The following is a 22,761-nucleotide window of genomic DNA, read 5'->3' as shown; positions in this document are numbered from 1 at the left end:
TTCAATCCCCGCTGTGAAGGAGCATCATGAGCACTGATTCCGACGATCTCGGCCACGGACACTCTCCCGCCGCCTGGACGGCCGTCATCATCATGCTCGTCGCGTTCACGATCGGCACGGTCGCATTCTTCTTCGAGGCGGCCTGGCTCGTCTGGGCGTCCGCAGGGCTCCTCCTCGTCGGAGCGCTCTCCGGCTGGGTCATGGCGAAGGCGGGCTACGGGGTCAACGGCCCCAAGTACGCGCCGAAGGCGCACTGACCCGTGCTCTCGGACCTGACCGCGGGGGCGGTCGCCGACGCTGAGGCGCGCCGCGAACACCGCCCTCTGCACATCGTCGAGGCCGAGGCACTCGCACGCCCGGCGGCGATCGACGCGCTCGAGGCCCTATCGCCGAGCGATCGGGTAAAGATCATCGCCGAGGTCAAGAGGGCGAGTCCCTCCCGCGGCGATCTCGCCGAGATCCGCGACCCCGCAGCGCTCGCCCGGCTCTATGAGCAGGGCGGCGCGAGCGCGATCAGCGTGCTCACCGAGGGTCGACGGTTCAAGGGATCGCTCGCCGATCTCGAGTCGGTGCGCGCCGCGGTCTCGCTCCCCGTCCTCCGCAAGGACTTCATCGCCGAGCCGTACCAGGTGTTCGAGGCACGCGCCGCCGGTGCCGACCTCGTCCTCCTGATCGTCGCGGCGCTCGAGCAGGCGACCCTCGCCGAGCTCCACACCCTCATCGGTGAACTCGGCATGACGGCTCTCGTCGAGACGCACAGTGCCGACGAGGTCGCCCGAGCGGCCGACATCGGTGCTCGTGTCATCGGAGTGAACGCCCGCGACCTCTCGACGTTCGAACTCGATCGCGACCTCTTCGGCTCGCTCGCCGGGCAGATCCCGGCCGGCGCGGTGAAGATCGCCGAGTCCGCGGTCAAGACCGCCGAGGATGTCGCTCACTACCGCTCCGCGGGCGCGGACGTCGTCCTCGTCGGCGAGGCTCTCGTCACGAGCGACCCGCTGAAGACCCTCTCCGACTTCCGATTGGTGTGACCATGTCCCTCAGAACTGAGGAAGGCCCCTACTTCGGCGATTTCGGCGGACGCTTCGTCCCCGAATCGCTCGTCGCCGCTCTCGACGAGATCAGCGAGGCCTACGAGGAGGCGCGGAACGATCCGGCCTTCCGCGAGGAGCTCGTCGAACTCGGCCGCTCGTACAGCGGTCGTCCGTCGATCATCACCGAGGTGCCGCGGTTCGCCGAGCACGCCGGGGGAGCGCGCATCATCCTGAAGCGCGAAGACCTGAACCACACGGGATCGCACAAGATCAACAACGTGCTCGGTCAGGCGCTGCTCACGAAGCGTCTCGGCAAGACGCGCGTCATCGCCGAGACCGGAGCCGGCCAGCACGGCGTCGCCACGGCGACCGCCGCGGCTCTCTTCGGTTTCGACTGCACGATCTACATGGGCGAGGTCGACACCGAGCGGCAGGCGCTCAACGTCGCCCGCATGCGACTCCTCGGCGCCGAGGTGATCCCGGTCACGACCGGTTCACGCACCCTCAAGGACGCGATCAACGAAGCGATGCGCGACTGGGTGACGAACGTCGATTCGACGATGTACGTCTTCGGTACCGTCGCCGGCCCGCACCCGTTCCCCGCCATGGTCCGCGACTTCCAGAAGATCATCGGCGAAGAGGCCCGCGCCCAGGTGCTCGAGCTTACCGGTGCGCTGCCCACGGCCGTCGCCGCGTGCGTCGGCGGCGGGTCGAACGCCATCGGCATCTTCCACGCCTTCCTCGACGACGCCGATGTGGCGCTCTACGGCTTCGAGGCCGGCGGCGACGGGGTCGAGACCCCGCGCCACGCGGCGACGATCTCGAAGGGTCGCCCCGGTGTGCTCCACGGTGCGCGCAGCTTCCTCCTGCAGGACGACGACGGCCAGACGATCGAGTCGCACTCGATTTCCGCCGGACTCGACTACCCGAGCGTCGGACCCGAGCACTCGTGGCTCTCCGCCATCCACCGCGCCGAGTACCGACCGGTGACCGACGCCGCGGCCATGGAGGCGCTCCGTCTCCTCGCCCGCACGGAGGGCATCATCCCGGCCATCGAGTCGGCGCACGCCCTCGCGGGAGCCCTCGTCCTCGGCCGCGAGCTCGGCCCCGACTCGACGATCCTCGTGAACCTCTCCGGTCGCGGAGACAAAGACATGGAGACGGCCGCTCACTACTTCGAGCTCCTCGACGCCGACGCCTCCACCGGTGAAGGAGACGCATCGTGACGAGTGTCGCGCCCGTGATCCGCGCCCGCCGTGAAGCGGGCAGCGGTGCACTGATCGGCTACCTCCCCGTCGGCTTCCCGACGCTCTCCGAGAGCATCGATGCCGCCGTCGCCCTCGTCGAGAACGGCGTCGACGTCCTCGAGCTCGGTCTCCCGTACTCGGACCCCGTCATGGACGGCCCCGTCATCCAGGCCGCGACGCAGCGAGCGCTGAGCGAGGGCTTCCGCTTGCGCGACGGATTCGAGGCCGTGAAGCAGGTCGCCTCGCGTGTCGACGCTCCCGTGCTCCTCATGACCTACTGGAACCCCGTCGTGCAGTACGGCGTCGATCGGTTCGCCGACGACCTCGCCGCCGCAGGCGGAGCCGGTCTCATCACGCCCGACCTCATCCCCGACGAAGGCGCCGATTGGATCGCCGCCTCCGATCGTGCGGGGCTCGATCGCGTCTTCCTCGCGGCGCCGTCGTCGACCGATGCGCGCCTCGACCGCGTGGTCGAGGCGAGCCGCGGCTTCGTCTACACCGTCTCGACGATGGGCATCACGGGGGCGCGCACCGACATCGACTCTGCCGCCCGCACCCTCGTCGATCGCCTTCGCACCGCGGGCGTCGAGAACGCGTGCGTCGGCCTCGGCATCTCGACCCCCGAGCAGGTGCGCGAGATCCTCGCCTACGCCGACGGCGCCATCGTCGGTTCGGCGCTCGTCCGTGCCCTCGCCGAGGGCGGAGTTCCCGCCGTCGGCGCATTGGCCGCCGAGCTCGCACGCGGCACCGCGCCGAGTGAAGTACCCTGACTGAGGCCCCGCGCTCCGCGTGATGCGGAGCCTCGGAACGAAAGGCAGTCCACCAGGTGATCGCACCGCTCTCCATCCCGAGTCCCGACCCCGTGTGGCAGGTCTGGGAGATCCCCCTCTTCGGATGGGTCATCCCGATCCACACGTACGCGTTGTGCATCCTGCTCGGCATGGTCGTCGCCCTCATCTGGACGTCGCGCCGACTCACGAAGCGCGGCGGCGAGCCGGGCGTCGTGCTCGACGTCGCCCTGTGGGCGATCATCCTCGGCATCATCGGCGCGCGTTTCTACCACGTGTTCACGCACCCCGGTGACTTCTTCTACGAGGGCGCCAACCCGTGGGAGGTCTTCGCGATCTGGAACGGCGGCAACGCCATCTTCGGCTCGCTCATCGGCGGCGCGGTCGGCGTCTTCATCGGCTGCAAGATCACGGGCCTCCGGTTCTGGTCGTTCGCCGATGCACTGGCACCCGCGCTCCTCGCGGCGCAGGCGCTCGGCCGTCTCGGCAACTGGTTCAACCACGAGCTCTTCGGTCTGCCGACCGACCTGCCCTGGGGCCTCGAGATCGAGTCGACGAACCCGGCGTTCCCCGCCGGCCTCGCCGAGGGCACGCTCTTCCACCCGACGTTCCTCTACGAGATGATCTGGAACATCATCGGCATCGCGCTCATCGTGTGGCTCGAGCGCAAGCTCAACCTCCGATGGGGCCGCGCCCTCGCCGTGTACCTCATCTGGTACGGCCTCGGGCGCAGCTTCCTCGAGTCGATCCGTGTCGACCCCAGCGAGCTCTTCCTCGGCATCCGCTCGAACGTCTGGGCGTCGTTCGCCGCGATCGCGATCGGCATCATCATCCTCATCGTCCAGAGTCGTCGCCACACCGGACTCGAGCCGTCGGTGTACGTGCCGGGTCGCGAATGGCACGCTCCTGACCCTGATGTAGACTCTGACGACACCGACTCTGCCGCCGACGAGACAACCGATGAAACCGACGTCGCGGCCGAGAAGGCAGAGGCCGCAGCCACAAGCACGAGCGGAACCCCGTCGCAGGAGAGATCGACCCCGACTCCCTGATCGCGACATCCGCCGCGGAGCCGATGACGACTCCGCACAGTGCGACATCCTTCCGAGAGGGCCGACGACGTCCCGAGGTCACTAATTCACGAGGACGGTCAGATATTGGCGCTCACTCCAGTTTTTTCGAGGTTCGGTACGACACCGGCAGCGCAGGGTCTCTACGACCCCGCGCATGAGAAGGACGCCTGCGGTCTCGCGATGGTCGCGACGCTCCGCGGCACGGCCGGGCACGACATCATCACCACGGCGCTCGACGCCCTGCGCAACCTCGAGCACCGCGGTGCCGTGGGCTCCGACGCCGGAACCGGTGACGGCGCGGGAATCATCACGCAGATCCCCGACGAGTTCCTCCGCGCGGTCACGACGTTCGCGCTGCCGCCCGTCGGCCGTTACGCCGTCGGGAACGCGTTCCTCCCGACCGACCCCAACGAGCGCAGCCGCACGAAGCGCAACCTGCAGGCACTCGCCACCGCCGAGGGCCTCTCGATCCTCGGTTGGCGCGAAGTTCCCGTGCGCCCCGACGAGCTCGGCAACCTCGCGCGCGCCGCGATGCCCGTCATCCAGCAGCTCTACGTCGAGAGCGCGTCGGGCGAGCTCGAGGGCATCGCGCTCGACCGCCTGACCTTCCGTCTGCGCAAGCGCGCCGAGCGTGAGCTCGAGCTCTACTTCGCGTCGCTCTCGAGCCGCACCATGGTCTACAAGGGCATGGTCACGACGCTCCAGCTCGAGCCCTTCTACCCCGACCTCTCCGACGAGCGCTTCACGTCGAAGCTCGCTCTCGTGCACTCGCGGTACTCGACGAACACCTTCCCGTCGTGGCCGCTCGCGCAGCCGTTCCGCATGATCGCGCACAACGGCGAGATCAACACCGTGCAGGGCAACCGAAACTGGATGCGCGCTCGTCAGTCGCAGCTCGAGTCGGAGGCGCTCGGCGACCTCCGCCCGCTGCTTCCGATCGTCACCCCCGGTGCGAGCGACTCGGCGTCGTTCGACGAGGTCGTCGAGCTGCTGACCCTCGCGGGCCGCAGCCTTCCGCACGCCGTCATGATGATGGTCCCCGAGGCGTGGGAGAACCAGGCCGAGATCGACCCCGAGCGGCGCGCGTTCTACGAGTACCACTCGATGCTCATGGAACCGTGGGACGGCCCCGCCGCGATCGTCTTCACCGACGGCTCGCTCGTCGGTGCGACGCTCGACCGCAACGGCCTGCGCCCCGGTCGCTACGTCGTGACCGACGACGGGCTCGTCGTCCTCGCGAGCGAGATCGGCGTCATCGACGTGCCCGCAGCGAAGGTCGTCCGCAAGGGCCGACTGCAGCCGGGTCGCATGTTCCTCGTCGACACGGTCGAAGGCCGTCTCATCGAGGACGACGAGATCAAGTCCGAGCTCGCGGCGTCCGAGTCGTGGGGCGAGTGGCTCGACGAGGGGCGCATCAAGCTCTCCGAACTGCCCGAGCGTGAGCACATCGTGCACCCGCCGGCATCCGTCACCCGCCGTCAGCGCACCTTCGGCTACACCGAGGAAGAAGTGCGCATCCTCCTCGCGCCCATGGCGCGAGCGGGAGCGGAGCCGCTCGGTGCGATGGGTTCCGACACGCCGATCGCCGTCTTGTCCGACCGGCCGCGCCTCCTCTTCGACTACTTCACGCAGCAGTTCGCGCAGGTCACGAACCCGCCGCTCGACTCGATCCGCGAAGAGGTCGTCACCTCGCTCGGCACGAGCCTCGGCCCGGAGCGCAACCTGCTCTCGGCGGGCCCCGAGCACGCTCGACAGGTCTCTCTGACGTTCCCCGTCATCGACAACGACGAGCTCGCGAAGATCCAGCACATCGACCCGCGACCCGACAGCTCGACGACGGTCACGATCCGCGGTCTGTACCGCTTCGACGAGGGCCCCGACGCGATGCGTGACCGCATCACCGCTATCTTCGGCGAGGTCGACGCGGCGATCGAGGCCGGTTCGCGCTTCATCGTGCTGAGCGACCGCGACTCCAACAAGGACCTCGCGCCGATCCCGTCCCTCCTGCTGACGGCAGCCGTGCACCACCACCTCATCCGTGCCGAGAACCGCATGAAGGTCGGTCTCATCGCCGAAGCCGGTGACGTCCGCGAGGTGCACCACGTCGCACTCCTCGTCGGATACGGCGCGTCGGCGGTCAACCCGTACCTCGCCATGGAGACGTGCGAAGACCTCGTGCGCAGCGGTGTCATCACGGGCATCAGCCCCGAGAAGGCCGTCGCGAACGTCATCAAGGCGCTCGGCAAGGGCGTCCTCAAGATCATGTCGAAGATGGGCATCTCGACGATCTCGTCGTACGCGGGTGCTCAGGCGTTCGAAGCGGTCGGTCTCGACCAGGCGTTCGTCGACGAGTACTTCACCGGCACGACGTCGAAGCTCGGCGGTGTCGGCATCGACGTCGTCGCGGCCGAGAACCTGCACCGCCACACGGCCGCCTACCCGGCCGACGCCGCGGTGACGGCGCACGAGCGCCTCGCCACGGGCGGCGAGTACCAGTGGCGTCGCGACGGTGCACCGCACCTCTTCAACCCCGACACGGTGTTCCGTCTGCAGCACTCGACGCGCAACCGTCGCTACGACATCTTCCGCGAGTACACGAAGCTCGTCGACGACCAGGCCGAGAACCTGTACACGCTGCGCGGCATGTTTGCTCTGCGCACGGGTCAGCGCGCCGCCGTGCCGATCGACGAGGTCGAGTCGGTCGAATCGATCGTCAAGCGCTTCTCCACGGGGGCGATGAGCTACGGCTCGATCTCGAAGGAAGCGCACGAGACCCTCGCCATCGCGATGAACCGCCTCGGCGCGAAGTCGAACACGGGTGAGGGCGGCGAAGACCTCGAGCGTCTGCTCGACCCCGAGCGCCGCAGCGCGATCAAGCAGGTCGCGTCGGGTCGCTTCGGTGTCACGAGCATGTACCTCACTCACGCCGACGACATCCAGATCAAGCTCGCCCAGGGCGCCAAGCCCGGCGAGGGAGGTCAGCTGCCGCCGACGAAGGTCTACCCGTGGGTCGCTCGCACGCGTCACGCTACGGCCGGCGTCGGACTCATCTCGCCGCCCCCGCACCACGACATCTACTCGATCGAAGACCTCAAGCAGCTCATCTTCGACCTCAAGCGAGCGAACCCGGGTGCCCGCATCCACGTCAAGCTCGTGAGCCAGTCGGGCATCGGCGCGGTCGCGGCGGGCGTGGCGAAGGCGCTCTCCGACGTTATCCTCGTCTCCGGACATGACGGCGGCACGGGCGCGAGCCCCCTGAACTCGCTCAAGCACGCGGGTACGCCGTGGGAGCTCGGTCTCGCCGAGACGCAACAGACGCTCATGCTCAACGGCATGCGCGACCGCGTCGTCGTGCAGGTCGACGGTCAGATGAAGACCGGTCGAGACGTCATCATCGGCGCCCTGCTCGGTGCAGAGGAGTACGGTTTCGCGACCGCCCCGCTCATCGTCGAGGGCTGCGTCATGATGCGCGTGTGCCACCTCGACACGTGCCCGGTCGGCGTCGCGACTCAGAACCCTGAGCTGCGCAAGCGCTTCACGGGCAAGCCCGAGTTCGTCGTCAACTTCTTCGAGTTCATCGCTCAGGAGGTGCGCGAGTACCTCGCGGCCCTCGGCTACCACAGCCTCGACGAGATCATCGGTCGGCGCGAGCTGCTCGATGTCGCGAACGCGGTCGACCACTGGAAGGCCTCGGGCCTCGACGTCTCGCCGATCCTCATCGGGCCGGACTTCTCCGACTCCGAACCGCGTCGGAACAGCCGCACGCAGGACCACGAGCTCGAGGAGCACTTCGACAACGGCCTCATCGAGGCGAGCGCCGACGTGCTCGCGAACGGCGGGAAGGTCGAGATCTCCCTGCCGATCCGCAACACGGAGCGTGCCGTCGGCACGATGCTCGGTCACCACGTGACGACGCGCCACGGTGCGAACGGGCTCCCGGCGGGATCGATCGACGTGACGCTCACGGGTTCGGCCGGGCAGTCGCTCGGCGCCTTCCTTCCGAGCGGCATCACGCTGCGCCTCGAGGGCGACTCCAACGACTACGTCGGCAAGGGTCTCTCGGGCGGACAGATCATCGTGCGCCCGCCGCGCGACGCCGCGTTCGCCGCGGAAGAGAACGTCATCGCCGGCAACGTCATCGGTTACGGTGCGACGCAGGGCAGCCTCTTCATCCGCGGAATCGTGGGGGAGCGGTTCCTCGTCCGCAACTCCGGTGCGACGGCCGTCGTCGAGGGCGTGGGCGACCACGCGCTCGAGTACATGACGGGTGGGCTCGCGCTCATCCTCGGTACGACGGGCCGCAACCTCGGCGCGGGTATGTCGGGCGGCACCGCGTACGTCCGCGGTCTCAAGAAGGAGCGCGTCAACCGCGACTCCCTCGGTTCGGGCGAACTCGAGCTGCACCCGCTCGGCAGTGCCGATCGTGAGATCGTGCGCGACCTGCTCGAGCAGCACGTCGAGCACACCGATTCGACGCTCGCGCGCGCCATCCTCGACGACTTCGAGAACGTCGTCGAAGACTTCACCAAGGTTCTCCCGCGTGACTACGCGGCCGTACTCAAGACCCGCCAGCACGCCGTCGACGAGGGGCTCGACCCCGATGGCGACGTCGTCTGGACCCGCATCCTGGAGGTGACCGGTGGCTGACCCGAAGGGCTTCCTCAAGACGACCGAGCGCGAGCTGCCGAAGCGGCGCCCGGTTCCCGTACGCATCATGGACTGGAAAGAGGTCTATGAGGCGGGCGACTCGGCGCAGCTGCGTCGTCAGGCCGGCCGCTGCATGGACTGCGGCATCCCGTTCTGCCACCAGGGCTGCCCGCTCGGCAACCTGATCCCCGAGTGGAACGACCTCATGTGGCGCGGCGAGGGCCGCGCGGCGATCGAGCGTCTGCACGCGACGAACAACTTCCCGGAGTTCACGGGTCGGCTCTGCCCGGCTCCGTGCGAGTCGGCGTGCGTGCTCGGCATCAACCAGCCGGCCGTGACGATCAAGCAGGTCGAGGTCTCGATCATCGACCAGGCGTTCCAGAACGGATGGGTGCAGCCGCAGCCTCCGGGGCGTCTGACCGGTAAGACCGTCGCCGTCGTCGGCTCGGGCCCCGCGGGTCTCGCCGCGGCCCAGCAGCTGACGCGCGCGGGCCACACCGTCGCCGTCTACGAGCGCGACGACCGCATCGGCGGCCTCATCCGCTACGGCATCCCCGACTTCAAGATGGAGAAGAAGCAGCTCGATCAGCGCCTCGCGCAGATGACGGCCGAGGGCACGCGCTTCCGCGCGGGCGTCAACATCGGCGTCGACATCACGTGGGACCAGCTGCGCGAGCGCTATGACGCCGTCGTGGTCGCGACCGGCGCCGTCGTGCCGCGCGACCTCCCGATCCCGGGCCGCGACCTCTCCGGCGTGCACTTCGCCATGGAGTACCTCGTCGAGGGCAACCGGGTGCAGGCGGGCGACACCGTCGAGAACCAGATCACCGCAGAGGGCAAGCACGTCGTCGTCCTCGGCGGTGGCGACACGGGTGCCGACTGCATCGGTACCGCTCACCGTCAGGGCGCGGCCTCCGTCACGAACCTCGCGATCGGTAAGCAGCCGGGCATCACGCGCCCCGAGTCGCAGCCGTGGCCCATGCAGCCCACGCTCTTCGAGGTGCAGTCCGCGCACGAAGAGGGCGGAACGCGCCAGTACCTCGCGTCGACGGTCGAGTTCCTCGCGAACGAGGTCGGCGAAGTGCGGGCGATCCGCCTCGCCGAGACCGAGTACATCGACGGACGCCGCGTGCCGAAGGCGGGAACCGAGCGCGAGATCCCCGCGGATCTCGTCCTCCTCGCTCTCGGCTTCACGGGTCCCGAGTCGGCCGACCTCTCGTCGCAGCTCGAGCTCCCGTTCACCGATCGTGGCAACGTCGACCGCACCGATGACTACGCGACGAGCATCCCTGGGGTGTTCGTCGCCGGAGACGCCGGGCGCGGCCAGTCGCTCATCGTCTGGGCGATCGCCGAGGGTCGTGCTGCGGCCGCCTCGGTCGACCGCTACCTTGAAGGGGAGACATCGCTCCCGAGCCCGATCACCTCGTCGGCGCACGCGATCTCCCTCTGAAAATCCCCACCACAACACACAACGAGCAGAGCGCCTCGGCGCGGAAGCACGGAGCACACAACTGATGAGACGAGCGAAAATCGTCGCAACCCTCGGGCCGGCTACGTCGAGCTACGAGCAGATCCGAGCGATCATCGATGCGGGGGTCGATGTCGCACGCATGAACCTCAGCCACGGCAGCTACGACGTCCACGAGGCCGTCTACCAGAACGTCCGGAAGGCCGCGAACGACTCCGGCCGTGCCGTCGCCGTGCTGGTCGACCTCCAGGGCCCGAAGATCCGTCTGGGCAAGTTCGAGGGCGGCCCGTACGACCTCGCCGAGGGTGACATCTTCAAGATCACGACCGAAGACGTCGTGGGCACGAAGGAGCTCGTCGGCACGACGTTCAAGGGCCTGCCCCAGGACGTCAAGCCGGGCGACTTCCTCCTCATCGACGACGGCAAGGTGCGCGTCGAGGTCGTCGAGACCGATGGCACCGTCGTGACGACGAAGGTCATCGTCGCGGGCCCCGTCTCGAACAACAAGGGCATCAACCTGCCCGGTGTCGCCGTCAACGTACCGGCCCTCTCCGACAAGGACGAGGCCGACCTGCGCTGGGGCCTCGAGCTCGGCGCCGACATCATCGCCCTCTCGTTCGTGCGCGACGCCGCCGACATCGAGCGCGTCCACGAGATCATGGACGAGGTGGGCCGCCGCGTCCCCGTCGTCGCGAAGATCGAGAAGCCGCAGGCCGTCGACAACCTCGAAGAGATCGTGGAGGCGTTCGACGCCGTCATGGTCGCCCGTGGTGACCTCGGCGTCGAGCTCCCGCTCGAGGCCGTCCCGATCGTGCAGAAGCGCGCCGTCGAGCTGGCCCGCCGCATGGCGAAGCCCGTCATCGTCGCGACGCAGATGCTCGAGTCGATGATCCACAGCCCGGTGCCGACCCGCGCCGAGACGTCCGACGTCGCGAACGCCGTCCTCGACGGTGCTGACGCGGTCATGCTCTCGGGTGAGACGAGCGTCGGCGAGTACCCCGTCGTCACCGTCCAGACGATGGCGCGCATCGTCGACTCGACCGAGCAGCACGGTCTCGACCGCATCCAGCCGCTCGGCACGAAGCCGCGCACGCAGGCCGGAGCGATCACCCTCGCCGCCGTCGACGTCGCCGACTTCGTCGAGGCCAAGTACCTCTGCGTGTTCACCGAGTCGGGCGAGTCGGTGCGTCGTATGTCGCGTCTCCGCAGCTCGATCCCGATCCTCGCGTTCACGCCCGACCAGGCGATCCGTCGCCGCATGGCTCTCAACTGGGGCGTCGAGTCCTTCGTCGTCGAGCGCGTGACGCACACCGACCAGATGGTCGGCCAGGTCGACGAGGTCCTCGCGAAGACCGGCAAGGCCGCTCTCGGCGAGAAGGTCGTCATCATCTCCGGTTCCCCTCCCGGAATCCCGGGAACGACCAACGACATCCGCGTGCATGTCGTCGGCGAGGTCCTCTGACCCCGTCGTGACGAAGGGCCGGTGCGAGAGATCGCACCGGCCCTTCTTCCGTTGTCGCGACGTTCGTCAGAGCGTGCCGCGGGGTGCGCTGCGATAGCGGATGTCGCGGGCGTCGTCGACCTCGCGGCGGATGCGTTCGGCACGGATGTCGCTGAGGGCCGTGTCGCGCGGCTCCATGACGAGTCTCTCCTCGGCCGCGATGCCCGCCTGCAGCTGCCGGCCGCGCTCCACCTCGGAGTCGAACTCGGCGCCGAGGAGCACGGCGAGGTTCGCGATCCACACCCAGATGAGGAAGATGAGCGCGCCCGCGAGCGAGCGGTAGATGCGGTCGTACTGCGCGAAGTTCGCGACGTAGAGGAAGAAGCCGGCCGACGACGCGACGAGGACGAGCAGCGCGATGCCGGCCCCGAGGCTGAGCCAGCGGAACCGGCGCTGGTGCACGTTGGGCGTCGCGTAGTAGAGCATGCCGATGAGGACGACGGCGAGGGCCACCGCGAGCGGCCAGCGCAGGATGCCCCAGACCATGAGCCAGGGTTCGCCGATACCCCAGGCGGCGGCGACGTCGTCGGCCGTCGGCCCCGCGATGATCACGCAGCAGGCGATGAGCGCCCAGAGCAGGATGATGGCGAGGCTCACGGCGAGCTGCTCGGGCTTCAGCCGCGGGAAGCGTCGTCCCTCGTCGATCTCGTAGATGCGGTTGAGGGTGCGTGAGAACGCACCGACATAGCGTGAGACCGCCCAGACGGTGACGAGCGCACCGACGATGAGCGCGTACCAGCCGGCCTGCGAGGCGAGCTCGTCGAGTGCACCGCGCACGTTCTCGGTCGACACGCCCGGGAAGACCTCTTCGAAGCGGGCGAGCACGGCGTCGATGGCGACGCCCTCGTCGCTGAAGACGACGAAGCCGGCGACGATCGCGATGAGTGCGGGGAAGATCGCGAGGACGGCGTAGTAGGTCAGTGACGCAGCAGCGTCGGGCAGATCGTCGAAGCCGAAACGCCGCGCGGTGCGGACGATGATGTGCCGCCAGGTCTCGCGCCGCAGCTGCGTGGGCCGGGTGGGTCCGGGGGTATCGTTCATCGCCGATCTCTACCCTTCAGATGGTGCCGGTGGTGGGGGTCGAACCCACACGTCCTCTCGGACAAAGCATTTTGAGTGCTCCGCGTCTGCCATTCCGCCACACCGGCTCACGAGCCTGGATCAGGATACCGTAGGCTTTCAGGCGTGACTGACACCGAGAACACTTCCACGGCGCCCCGTCGCGTCGTCGTGGCCGAGGACGAATCCCTCATCCGACTCGACATCGTCGAGATCCTCCGCGACAACGGATTCGACGTCGTCGGCGAGGCCGGTGACGGCGAGACGGCCGTCGCGCTCGCGACCGAACTGCGTCCCGACCTCGTGGTCATGGACGTCAAGATGCCGAAGATGACGGGCATCCAGGCCGCCGAGCAGCTCGGCAAGGGCCGCATCGCGCCCGTCGTGCTCCTCACCGCGTTCAGCCAGAAGGAGCTCGTCGAGCAGGCGAGCGAGGCCGGTGCTCTCGCGTACGTCGTCAAGCCGTTCACGCCCAACGATCTTCTCCCCGCCATCGAGATCGCCCTCGCGCGTCACGCGCAGATCATCGCCCTCGAGGCCGAGGTCGGCGACATGGTCGAGCGCTTCGAGACCCGCAAGCTCGTCGACCGGGCCAAGGGCCTCCTGAACGAGAAGATGGGCCTGTCCGAGCCCGAGGCGTTCCGCTGGATCCAGAAGGCGTCGATGGACCGCCGACTGACGATGCACGATGTCGCTCAGGCGATCATCGAGCAGCTCGCGCCGAAGAAGTCCTGATCTCTCACACCCCTCCGGGGTGTCCCACCGAACGCCGTCGCCTCCGGGCGGCGGCGTTCGTCGTTCACGAGGCGGGGCGGTCCTTCACGAGATTGGTGATGCGGATCGTCGAGCAGCGGCGACCCTGTTCGTCCGTCACCGCGATCTCGTGGGTCGTGAGCGTGCGTCCGAGATGGATGGGCGTGCACACCCCCGTGACGAAGCCCTCGGTCGCCGAACGCGTGTGGGTGGCGTTGATCTCGATGCCGACGGCGAGCCGGCCGGCGCCGGCGTAGAGGTTCGCCGCCATCGACCCGAGCGATTCTCCGAGGACGACGTAGGCGCCGCCGTGCAGGAGCATCGCGGGCTGCGTGTTGCCCTCGACCGGCATCCGGGCGACCGATCGTTCGACGGTGAACTCGAGGAACTCGATGCCCATCTTCTCGGCGAGGGCACCGATCCCGCGGGACTGCAGGTATTCGAGGGCGGCGTTGCTGGTCTCGGTCATGGTCACCTTGCGTGGGGCCGACCGCCTGTCGGAGGCGGCTTGTAGGCTGGGCTCGTGTCGGACGCAGAAAAGCCTACCCTCCTCGTCATCGACGGCCACTCGCTCGCCTTCCGGGCGTTCTACGCGTTGCCGATCGACAGTTTCCAGACCCGCGACGGTCAGCACACGAATGCCATCCACGGCTTCCTCGCGATGCTCATCAACCTGTTGCGCAACGAGAAGCCGACGCATATCGCCGTCGCCTTCGACATCTCGCGGTACTCGTTCCGTACGCGCGAGTACCCCGAGTACAAGGGCACGCGTGGCGAGACGCCGTCCGAGTTCATCGGTCAGGTGCCGCTGCTCCAGGAGGCCCTCGCGGCCATGAGCATCCGCACGATCGTCAAGGAGGACTTCGAGGCGGACGACATCCTCGCGACCCTCGCCGCGCGCGGCAGTTCCGAGGGCTATCGCGTGCTCGTCGTCTCGGGAGACCGCGACTCGATCCAGCTCGTCACCGACGAGGTGACCCTCCTGTACCCGTCGGTGCAGGGCGTCTCGCAGCTGAAGCGCTACGACCCCGAGGCCGTGCTCGAGCGCTACGGCGTCCGCCCTGAGCAGTACCCCGAGATCGCCGCCCTCGTCGGCGAGACGAGCGACAACCTCCCCGGCATCCCCAAGGTCGGCGAGAAGACCGCCGTCAAGTGGCTCGGCCTCTACGGCTCGCTCGACGGCATCCTCGAGAACGCCGAATCGATCAAGGGCGTCGTCGGCCAGAGCCTCCGCGACAACAAAGAGAACGCGATCCGCAACCGTCGTCTCAACCGCCTCGTCACGGATGTCGAGCTGGGCGTCGAACTCGACGAGCTCGAAGCGCGCCCGATGGACGAGCAGGCCGTGCGTGCGATCTTCGGTCGCCTCGAGTTCAAGACGCTCCTCGACCGCGTCCTCAAGGCCGCCGCCGAGTCGTCCGGCGTCGTGAACGGCGGTGAGTCCGCCGAGGAGGCGCCGACATCGCAGGCGGCGCCCGAGGCGCAGCCGCTCCTCGACGAAGAGCTCGCCGGATGGTTGAAGCGTGCCGTCGCCGCCGAGCCGGCGGGGCTCGGGCTCTCGTTCGAGATCCTCGACGGCCAGGTCATCGGTGCCGGCATCGCCACGTCCACCGAGAGCGTCACGGTGCCGTGGCAGGCCGGAAGCCGCGACTACGAGCCCTTCGAAGAATGGCTCGCGAGTGATGCGCCGAAGATCCTCACCGACGCGAAGCCGCAGCTGAAGGCCGCTCGTCGCAGCGGACTCACGGTCAACGGCCTCAGCGTCGACCCCCTCATCGCGGGCTGGCTCGTGCGCCCCGGTGGCCAGGAGAAGACCCTCGCTGACCTCGTCTTCCGCTACCTCGACGAGACGCTCCCCGTGCCCGATCCGTCGCAGCTCGTGCCCGAAGAGGGTGCGAGCGCAGGCCCCGCGACGCACGCGTGGTTCTCGCTCCGCGTCGCGCCCGTCGTGCTCGCCGAGATGAGCGAGGGGGAGCGCCGCGTCCACGACGAGATCGAGATCCCGATCACGCTCGTCCTGACCGAGATGGAGCTCCGCGGGGTGAGCGTCAACCACACCGAGCTCGCCGAACTCTCGTCGCAGCTCGGAGAGCGTGCGGCGACGATCGCCCAGACGGCGTTCGCCGAGATCGGCCGCGAGGTCAACCTCGGTTCGCCGAAGCAGCTGCAAGAGGTGCTGTTCGACCAGCTCGGCATGCCGAAGACGCGCGCGACCAAGACGGGCTACTCGACGGATGCCGGGGCACTCGCCGACCTGCAGGAGTCGAACCCGCACCCATTCCTCGGCCTGCTGCTCGAGCACCGCGACGCGACGAAGCTCCGCCAGATCGTCGAGACGGTCGACAAGTCGATCGACGGCACGGGTCGCGTGCACACCAGCTACGTGCAGGTCGGCACCGCGACGGGCCGCATCTCCTCGAACGACCCGAACCTGCAGAACATCCCGATCCGCACGGAGGAGGGGCGACGCATCCGTGCGGCCTTCCAGTCGGGCCCCGAGTACGAGAACCTGCTCACGGCCGACTACTCGCAGATCGAGATGCGGATCATGGCTCACCTGTCGGAAGACCCGGGGCTCATCGAGGCCTTCAACGCGGGGGAGGACCTCCACCGCTTCGTCGGTGCCCGCATCTTCGGCGTCGCTCCCGAAGACGTGTCGCCCCACATGCGCACGAAGGTCAAGGCCATGTCGTACGGTCTCGCCTACGGCCTGAGCGCCTTCGGTCTCTCGAAGCAGCTCCGCATCGAGCAGTCCGAGGCGCGTCAGCTCATGAAGGACTACTTCGAGCGATTCGGCGCGGTGCGCGAGTACCTCCGCAACGTCGTCGAGCAGGCGAAGGTCGACGGCTACACCGAGACGATCTTCGGCCGCCGGCGCCCGTTCCCCGACCTCCACAGCCCCAACCGCGTGCTGCGTGAGAACGCCGAGCGTGCAGCGCTCAACTCGCCGATCCAGGGCTCGGCGGCCGACATCATCAAGATCGCGATGATCGGCATCGAGACCGACATCCGTGAGCGCTCGCTCGCCTCCCGCATGCTCATGCAGGTGCACGACGAGCTCGTCTTCGAGGTCGGTTCGGGCGAGGCCGTCGTCCTCGAGGAGATCGTCCGTACTCGCATGGCCGGTGCTGCCGATCTCACGGTTCCGCTCGACGTCCAGGTCGGTATCGGAGCCAACTGGGACTCCGCTGCACACTGACGGCTCGGCCCGTACGGCCGGTGAGTAGGCTCGATTCATGGCAACAGAGAAGAGAGAACCCACTCCGGTCGACACGATCGCCGAGGAGTGGGTCGACACCCTGGTCGAACTGAGCCCCGTGCTCGGAACCTACATCGGACGGACGGCGGGCGACGGCGCGTTCGGGGACTACTCGCCGGCGGGTCAGGAACGCTACATCGGCGAGGCGAAGCGCACGATCGCCCGTCTCGACGCAGCGACTCCCGTCGACTCCGTCGACGAGGTGACGATCGCCGACCTGCGCAGCGAACTCGCACTCGATGTCGAGAGCGACGACGCCGGCCTCCACCTGCGCGACCTCAACGTCATCGCGAGCCCGTCGCAGGAGATGCGAGAGATCTTCGACCTCATGGCGACCGACGAGGTCGGCGACTGGGAGAACATCGCGTCGCGACTGTCGAACCTGCCCGCCGCGGTCGACGGCTACATCGAGACCCTGCGCCTCGGCATCGAGCGGGGCACGACCCCGGCGATCCGCCAGGTCCGCGAGGTCGCGCTGCAGGCCCGCAAGAATCAGAAGCCCGACGGCTTCTTCGGCGCCTTCGTCGCGGGTGCGGCCGTCGACGGAGGAGAGCTCCCGAGCGCCCTCGCGGCGGAGCTCGCCCGCGGAGCCGAGGCGTCGGCGCACGCGTACGGCGTCCTCGCCGACTTCCTCGAGAACGAGCTGGCTCCGGCCGCCCGCCCGGGCGACGCCGTCGGCCGCGAGATCTACGAGCTGCAGTCGCGTCGGTTCCTCGGTGCGAAGATCGACCTCGACGAGACGTACGAGTGGGGCATCGAGGAGCTCGCACGCATGGTCGAGGAGCAGGAGTCGATCGCTCGCGAGATCGTTCCGGGTGGGGGAGTCGCCGAGGCGATCGCCTTCCTCGACGGCGACACGAGCCGGAAGCTCATCGGCACCGACGCCCTGCAGAAGTGGATGCAGGAGACGAGCGACCGTGCCGTCGCCGAGCTCGGCGCCACGCAGTTCGACATCCCCGACGAGATCCGGACGCTCGAGTGCATGATCGCCCCGACGCAAGAGGGCGGCATCTACTACACCGGGCCGACCGACGACTTCTCGCGGCCCGGTCGCATGTGGTGGTCGGTGCCCGAGGGCGTCACCGAGTTCGACACGTGGCGCGAGCTCACGACGGTCTACCACGAGGGTGTTCCCGGACACCACCTCCAGATCGGTCAGGCCGTCTACAACCGCGCGAAGCTCAACACCTGGCGGCGTCAGCTCGCCGGTACGTCGGGCCACGCCGAGGGCTGGGCGCTCTACGCCGAGCGACTCATGGAGCAGCTGGGCTACCTCGACGATCCCGCCGACCGCCTCGGCATGCTCGACGGTCAGCGGTTGCGTGCGGCGCGCGTCGTGCTCGACATCGGCGTCCACCTCGAGAAGCAGCTCCCCGAGGGTTCCGGCCCGTGGACGGGCGAGTACGCCTTCGAGTTCCTGGGGCAGAACGTCAACATGAACGACGGGTTCGTGCGCTTCGAGGTCAACCGCTACCTCGGGTGGCCGGGTCAGGCGCCGTCGTACAAGGTCGGTCAGCGCATCTGGGAGCAGATCCGCGACGAGTACCGCGCGCGCGAGGGTGCCGCCTTCGACATCCGCGACTTCCACCGCCGCGCGCTCGACATCGGCGGCGTCGGTCTCGACACGCTCAAGAAGACACTGCTCGGTTGAGTCGGTCGTCCGCGCCCGGCGCCGTCTCGCCCTATGAGGCGGTGCTGGGCGCGCGCATCGACGACCTGCATCCACGGCTGCGGCGTTACTTCTCGACGATCCCCGACGGGCATGTCGGTGTGGGTCGCGGGGTGTTCGATGTGGTCGGTTCGCCGCGACGATCGGTCTGGCCGCTCCTCGCGGTCCTCGCGCGATTCGGCGTCGCATTCCCGGGGTACGAGCGCGGCGTCGCGTTCGACGTCGTGAACACGCCCGTCACCGGTCGTGCTGCGGTGGCCGCCGAACGCACGTTCCATCTCCGGTCGGGAACCGCCGTCATGCGCGATCGCATCGCGCATGTGTCGGGAGCGCTCGTCGACGATCTCGGTCGCGGCGGCATCCTGCGGGTTCGGTTCGTCGCGGCGGTCGACGGGGCGGCACTCGTGCTGCGATCCGATCGAGTCGGGTTCCGACTCGGGCGCGTGCGCGTGCGCCTGCCGCGTCTCGTGGCGCCTCGAGTCACGCTCACCGAACGCTTCGACGACGATCGCGGTGAGCAGGTCGTCGCGTGCACCGTCGAACTTCCGGTACTCGGGGTCATCTACAGCTATCGCGGGAGCTTCGACTACCGCATCGAGTCGAGAGGATGACACGGATGCAGTGCGTCGTCTTCGCCGGAGCATCCGGCTTCATCGGTCGGCGTCTCGTGGCGTCGTATCGCGAGGGCGGAGACTCGGTCACCACGATCGGTCGCGGCGGAGCCGACGTCACCTGGTCCGACGTCGACGGCCTCGTACGCGCCGTCGACGGCGCCGATCTGCTCGTGAACCTCGCCGGCAGGACGGTCAACTGCCGATACACGCCGGAGAACCGCGCCGTCATCCTCGATTCACGCGTCGAGACGACGCGGCAGCTCTCCGACGCGGTACGGCGGAGCGCCGAGCCTCCCGGCGTCTGGATGAACTCGGCGCGCTCGTCCCGCTCGCGCGACTCGCGCGCTTCGGCCTCGGCGGGGCGCAGCTCGACGGACGGTGGCCGAACACGGCGGCTCGCCGCCGGGCCGGCACGTACCACGCGTTCGCGGCGCGCGGCGGGCGTCAACGATTCAGCTGGGTGCACATCGACGACGTCATCGACATCGTCCGCTTCGCCCACGCGTCGCCCGAGCTGAGCGGGGTGTTGAACGTCGCGGCTCCGGAGGCGTCCGACTCGCGCGGACTCATGTCGACGGTGCGCCGAGTGCTCGGTGTGCCGATCGGGCTGCCGGCGCGGCGGTGGATGCTCGAGATCGGTTCGGCCGTCATCCGCACCGAGACGGAACTTGTGCTCAAGAGCCGCTGGGTCGCCCCCGAGCGGCTCCTCGCGGAGGGCTACCGCTTCCGTCATCCGAGCCTCGAACCGGCGTTGCGGTCGATCCTTCGAAAGAGCTAGGATTGAGAGTCACTTTTGTGACGTCCTATCCGCATGCCTCTCGCGGACAATCACTCATCACCACCGCCGCGCGAGGCCCGAAAATGTCCATACTGGAGTATTTACTCAATGACAACCGTAACGACCAAGGCACCCAAGCAGGTCGCGATCAACGACATCGGCTCTGCTGAAGACTTCCTTGCCGCGGTCGAAAAGACTCTGAAGTTCTTCAACGACGGAGACCTCATCGAGGGCACCGTCGTGAAGATCGACCGCGACGAGGTCCTCCTCGACGTCGGCTACAAGACCGAGGGTGTTATCCCCTCCCGCGAGCTTTCCATCAAGCACGACGTCGACCCCAGCGAGGTCGTCAACGTCGGCGACTCCGTCGAGGCCCTCGTTCTCCAGAAGGAGGACAAGGAAGGCCGACTCATCCTGTCGAAGAAGCGCGCTCAGTACGAGCGTGCGTGGGGCGACGTCGAGAAGATCAAGGAAGCCGATGGCGTCGTGACCGGTTCGGTCATCGAGGTCGTCAAGGGCGGTCTGATCGTCGACATCGGCCTCCGCGGCTTCCTCCCGGCTTCGCTCATCGAGCTCCGCCGCGTTCGCGACCTCACGCCGTACCTCGGCCAGGAGATCGAGGCGAAGATCCTCGAGCTCGACAAGAACCGCAACAACGTCGTGCTCTCGCGCCGTGCGCTCCTCGAGCAGACTCAGTCCGAGTCGCGTTCGACGTTCCTCGCGAACCTGCACCCGGGCCAGATCCGCAAGGGTGTCATCTCGTCGATCGTCAACTTCGGTGCGTTCGTCGACCTCGGTGGAGTGGACGGCCTCGTTCACGTCTCCGAGCTCTCGTGGAAGCACATCGAGCACGCCAGCGAGGTCGTCGAGGTCGGCCAGGAGGTCACCGTCGAGGTTCTCTCCGTCGAGCTCGACCGCGAGCGCGTCTCGCTCTCGCTCAAGGCCACGCAGGAAGACCCCTGGCAGGTCTTCGCCCGCACGCACGCGATCGGACAGGTCGCACCGGGTAAGGTCACGAAGCTCGTCCCGTTCGGCGCGTTCGTTCGCGTCGCCGACGGCATCGAGGGCCTCGTGCACATCTCGGAGCTCTCGGGCAAGCACGTCGAGCTGGCCGAGCAGGTCGTCTCGGTGGGCGAGGAAGTGTTCGTGAAGGTCATCGACATCGACCTCGAGCGTCGCCGCATCTCGCTCTCGCTCAAGCAGGCCAACGAGGGTGTCGACCCCGAGGGCACCGAGTTCGACCCGGCGCTCTACGGCATGCTGACCGAGTACGACGAGCAGGGCAACTACAAGTACCCTGAGGGCTTCGACCCCGAGACCAACGAGTGGCGCGAGGGCTTCGACGCCCAGCGCGAGAAGTGGGAGCAGGACTACGCTGCCGCCCAGGCTCGTTGGGAGTCGCACAAGAAGCAGGTCGCTTCGGCTTCGCTCGCTGCAGCCGCTGACGACTCGTTCGCGGGCTCCAGCTCGTTCACGAGCGAGAGCGCCGGAGCCGGCACGCTCGCCGACGACGAGTCGCTCGCCGCTCTGCGCGAGAAGCTCTCCAGCAACAACTAGTCGCTCGTCGACACCGGAAGGCCGGGCCCCTCGGGGCTCGGCCTTCTGCGTTTCCGGAGCAGGCGACGGGCGATCAGGATGACGCCGACGATGCTGCCCGCGATGCCGATGATCACGAGCACGGGGAGGATGATCGCGAACAGCGACATCGCGATGCTGCCGAGGTCTTCGACGACGCTCGCCACCGGTCCGCCGAGACCGGCCGTCGTCGCGGTGATGAGGGGCCGGATCGACGACTTCGCGAGGTGCACGAGCAGGGCGATGACGATCCCCGCGACGACGGGCACCCACTGGTTCGACGAGAAGAACGCCGCGGGGTCGGTGACCGCGACGGTCGTCGAGGCGGAACCCGAGCCGAACGCGAGTCCACCCGAGGTGGGCCGGATGACGGTCTGGATGACGTCGTTGACGGAATCGACGCCGGGCACCTTGTCGGCGACGAACTCGATCACGAGGAGCGCGGCGAGGATGACGAGCACCCACTCGTTCGACAGCCACGCCCACCCCGCCGGGAGCTCGATGAGCCCCGTGAACCGATCGAGCGCCCCGATGAGCAGGAGCGGGATCCAGGCGTTGAGTCCGGCCGCGAAAGCGAGCCCTGTTCCCGTCAGAATCTCGAGCACGTGGCGCCTCCTTCGTGGGGGTTCCGGTCGCTTCGAGTCTCGCACGGATAGAGTGAGCGACATGTACGTCATCGCGCTGACCGGCGGAATCGCCTCGGGAAAGTCGACGGTCGCCCGTCGTCTCGTCGAGCACGGTGCGGTCTTGATCGATTCGGACGTTCTCGCCCGGCGCGTGGTCGAGCCGGGCACGCCGGGACTCGCCGCAATTCGCGAGGCATTCGGTCCCGAGGTGCTGCGCCCGGACGGAACGCTCGACCGAGAAGCGCTCGGTGCGCGTATCTTCCACGACGACGAGGCGCGTCGGACGCTGAATGCGATCGTGCACCCGGCCGTCAAGGAGCTCGGCGCGAGGCTTCGGGCCGAGGCCGTCGCAGCGAACCCCGCGGCGATCATCGTCCACGACATCCCGCTCCTCGTCGAGTCGGGGCGGGCGGACGAACCGTTCGACCTCGTCATCGTCACGGAGGCTCCGAAGAAGACGCGCATCGCACGGCTCGTCGACGAGCGCGGTCTCGATCCCGTCCACGCCGATGCCCGGGTCGAATCGCAAGCCACCGACGAGGAGCGGCGTGCGATCGCCGACGTCGTCATCGATACGAGCGGTTCGATCGCGAAGACCATGAGCCAGGTCGACGCCGTCTGGGGTCGTGTGCGTGAGGAGATCGCGGCGCGCTGAGGCGCCGCCGCTACG

Annotated in this window: 19 protein-coding genes and 1 tRNA gene; 16 read left to right on the top strand and 4 right to left on the bottom strand. The window is 68.2% G+C overall.

Features of this window, described 5'->3' with window-relative positions; all coding sequences use genetic code 11:
- The first annotated feature begins 26 nt into the window (after positions 1–26).
- From BJ972_RS03945 to pyk, 8 genes are all read left to right on the top strand, one after another.
- Positions 27–257, top strand: a complete 231-nt coding sequence (locus BJ972_RS03945; RefSeq protein WP_129174410.1) for a DUF6704 family protein — start codon at positions 27–29, stop codon at positions 255–257.
- A gap of 3 nt (positions 258–260) precedes the next feature.
- Complete coding sequence (gene trpC, locus BJ972_RS03940; protein ID WP_129174407.1) at positions 261–1,031, top strand: indole-3-glycerol phosphate synthase TrpC; 771 nt, start codon at positions 261–263, stop codon at positions 1,029–1,031.
- 2 nt (positions 1,032–1,033) lie between these two features.
- On the top strand, positions 1,034–2,260 hold the full coding sequence (trpB, locus tag BJ972_RS03935) for a tryptophan synthase subunit beta (RefSeq protein WP_129174405.1): 1,227 nt from the start codon (positions 1,034–1,036) through the stop codon (positions 2,258–2,260).
- Positions 2,254–3,051, top strand: a complete 798-nt coding sequence (gene trpA, locus BJ972_RS03930; RefSeq protein WP_129174402.1) for a tryptophan synthase subunit alpha — start codon at positions 2,254–2,256, stop codon at positions 3,049–3,051. The genes trpB and trpA overlap by 7 nt, the downstream gene beginning before the upstream one ends.
- A gap of 56 nt (positions 3,052–3,107) precedes the next feature.
- On the top strand, positions 3,108–4,121 hold the full coding sequence (gene lgt, locus BJ972_RS03925) for a prolipoprotein diacylglyceryl transferase (RefSeq protein ID WP_129174400.1): 1,014 nt from the start codon (positions 3,108–3,110) through the stop codon (positions 4,119–4,121).
- A gap of 201 nt (positions 4,122–4,322) precedes the next feature.
- On the top strand, positions 4,323–8,789 hold the full coding sequence (gltB, locus tag BJ972_RS03920) for a glutamate synthase large subunit (protein ID WP_241830786.1): 4,467 nt from the start codon (positions 4,323–4,325) through the stop codon (positions 8,787–8,789).
- The gene (locus BJ972_RS03915) at positions 8,782–10,239 is read left to right on the top strand and encodes a glutamate synthase subunit beta (RefSeq protein WP_129174395.1); all 1,458 of its coding nucleotides are present in this window, start codon (positions 8,782–8,784) and stop codon (positions 10,237–10,239) included. The genes gltB and BJ972_RS03915 overlap by 8 nt, the downstream gene beginning before the upstream one ends.
- Before the next feature lie 64 nt (positions 10,240–10,303).
- Complete coding sequence (gene pyk, locus BJ972_RS03910; protein WP_129174392.1) at positions 10,304–11,719, top strand: pyruvate kinase; 1,416 nt, start codon at positions 10,304–10,306, stop codon at positions 11,717–11,719.
- A gap of 66 nt (positions 11,720–11,785) precedes the next feature.
- Here the strand turns inward: pyk and BJ972_RS03905 are convergent, their stop codons facing one another.
- Entirely contained in the window at positions 11,786–12,799 is a 1,014-nt protein-coding gene (locus BJ972_RS03905) for a YihY/virulence factor BrkB family protein (RefSeq protein WP_129174390.1), read from the bottom strand.
- 21 nt (positions 12,800–12,820) lie between these two features.
- A tRNA-Leu gene (locus tag BJ972_RS03900) sits at positions 12,821–12,906 on the bottom strand.
- A 37-nt stretch (positions 12,907–12,943) separates the two neighbouring features.
- Between BJ972_RS03900 and BJ972_RS03895 the strand changes: the two genes are divergently transcribed.
- The gene (locus BJ972_RS03895) at positions 12,944–13,552 is read left to right on the top strand and encodes an ANTAR domain-containing response regulator (protein ID WP_129174388.1); all 609 of its coding nucleotides are present in this window, start codon (positions 12,944–12,946) and stop codon (positions 13,550–13,552) included.
- 64 nt (positions 13,553–13,616) lie between these two features.
- On the opposite strand, the gene BJ972_RS03890 is transcribed toward BJ972_RS03895, so the two are convergent.
- The gene (locus BJ972_RS03890; RefSeq protein ID WP_129174383.1) at positions 13,617–14,039 is read right to left on the bottom strand and encodes a hotdog fold thioesterase; all 423 of its coding nucleotides are present in this window, start codon (positions 14,037–14,039) and stop codon (positions 13,617–13,619) included.
- A gap of 54 nt (positions 14,040–14,093) precedes the next feature.
- Between BJ972_RS03890 and polA the strand changes: the two genes are divergently transcribed.
- The 6 genes from polA to rpsA all read left to right on the top strand — a co-directional run bounded on the left by polA (position 14,094) and on the right by rpsA (position 21,447).
- Positions 14,094–16,769, top strand: a complete 2,676-nt coding sequence (gene polA, locus BJ972_RS03885) for a DNA polymerase I (protein WP_129174381.1) — start codon at positions 14,094–14,096, stop codon at positions 16,767–16,769.
- Positions 16,770–16,806: 37 nt separating this feature from the next.
- A complete protein-coding gene (locus BJ972_RS03880) occupies positions 16,807–18,480 on the top strand; it encodes a DUF885 domain-containing protein (RefSeq protein ID WP_129174379.1) in 1,674 nt (557 codons plus the stop codon).
- Complete coding sequence (locus BJ972_RS03875; protein ID WP_129174377.1) at positions 18,477–19,109, top strand: DUF4166 domain-containing protein; 633 nt, start codon at positions 18,477–18,479, stop codon at positions 19,107–19,109. Before BJ972_RS03880 ends, BJ972_RS03875 begins: the two co-directional genes overlap by 4 nt.
- Entirely contained in the window at positions 19,106–19,630 is a 525-nt protein-coding gene (locus BJ972_RS03870) for an NAD-dependent epimerase/dehydratase family protein (protein WP_306457466.1), read from the top strand. The genes BJ972_RS03875 and BJ972_RS03870 overlap by 4 nt, the downstream gene beginning before the upstream one ends.
- Positions 19,573–19,890 carry a DUF1731 domain-containing protein gene (locus tag BJ972_RS17520; RefSeq protein ID WP_308790461.1) on the top strand — a complete coding sequence of 106 codons (318 nt, stop codon included), beginning with the start codon at positions 19,573–19,575 and terminating at the stop codon, positions 19,888–19,890. Before BJ972_RS03870 ends, BJ972_RS17520 begins: the two co-directional genes overlap by 58 nt.
- A 108-nt stretch (positions 19,891–19,998) precedes the next feature.
- On the top strand, positions 19,999–21,447 hold the full coding sequence (gene rpsA / locus BJ972_RS03865) for a 30S ribosomal protein S1 (protein ID WP_129174375.1): 1,449 nt from the start codon (positions 19,999–20,001) through the stop codon (positions 21,445–21,447).
- Here the strand turns inward: rpsA and BJ972_RS03860 are convergent.
- Entirely contained in the window at positions 21,444–22,070 is a 627-nt protein-coding gene (locus BJ972_RS03860; protein ID WP_129174373.1) for a DUF4126 domain-containing protein, read from the bottom strand. The two genes, rpsA and BJ972_RS03860, sit on opposite strands and share 4 nt — an antisense overlap.
- Positions 22,071–22,131: 61 nt before the next feature.
- Between BJ972_RS03860 and coaE the strand changes: the two genes are divergently transcribed.
- Entirely contained in the window at positions 22,132–22,746 is a 615-nt protein-coding gene (coaE, locus tag BJ972_RS03855) for a dephospho-CoA kinase (RefSeq protein ID WP_129174371.1), read from the top strand.
- Positions 22,747–22,761 lie beyond the last annotated feature (15 nt).

The organism is Agromyces atrinae (assembly GCF_013407835.1).
Classification (GTDB): Bacteria; Actinomycetota; Actinomycetes; order Actinomycetales; family Microbacteriaceae; genus Agromyces; species Agromyces atrinae.
This window is presented reverse-complemented; position numbering and strand designations above follow the sequence as displayed.

Bases quoted from the DNA above. Each gene is read 5' to 3' on its own strand.
- BJ972_RS03945 (WP_129174410.1), top strand. From the start codon at position 27: ATGAGCACTGATTCCGACGATCTCGGCCACGGACACTCTCCCGCCGCC.
- trpB (WP_129174405.1), top strand. From the start codon at position 1,034: ATGTCCCTCAGAACTGAGGAAGGCCCCTACTTCGGCGATTTCGGCGGA.
- gltB (WP_241830786.1), top strand. From the start codon at position 4,323: ATGGTCGCGACGCTCCGCGGCACGGCCGGGCACGACATCATCACCACG.
- pyk (WP_129174392.1), top strand. From the start codon at position 10,304: ATGAGACGAGCGAAAATCGTCGCAACCCTCGGGCCGGCTACGTCGAGC.
- BJ972_RS03905 (WP_129174390.1), bottom strand. From the start codon at position 12,799: ATGAACGATACCCCCGGACCCACCCGGCCCACGCAGCTGCGGCGCGAG.
- BJ972_RS03890 (WP_129174383.1), bottom strand. From the start codon at position 14,039: ATGACCGAGACCAGCAACGCCGCCCTCGAATACCTGCAGTCCCGCGGG.
- BJ972_RS03880 (WP_129174379.1), top strand. From the start codon at position 16,807: ATGGCAACAGAGAAGAGAGAACCCACTCCGGTCGACACGATCGCCGAG.
- BJ972_RS03870 (WP_306457466.1), top strand. From the start codon at position 19,106: ATGACACGGATGCAGTGCGTCGTCTTCGCCGGAGCATCCGGCTTCATC.
- rpsA (WP_129174375.1), top strand. From the start codon at position 19,999: ATGACAACCGTAACGACCAAGGCACCCAAGCAGGTCGCGATCAACGAC.
- coaE (WP_129174371.1), top strand. From the start codon at position 22,132: ATGTACGTCATCGCGCTGACCGGCGGAATCGCCTCGGGAAAGTCGACG.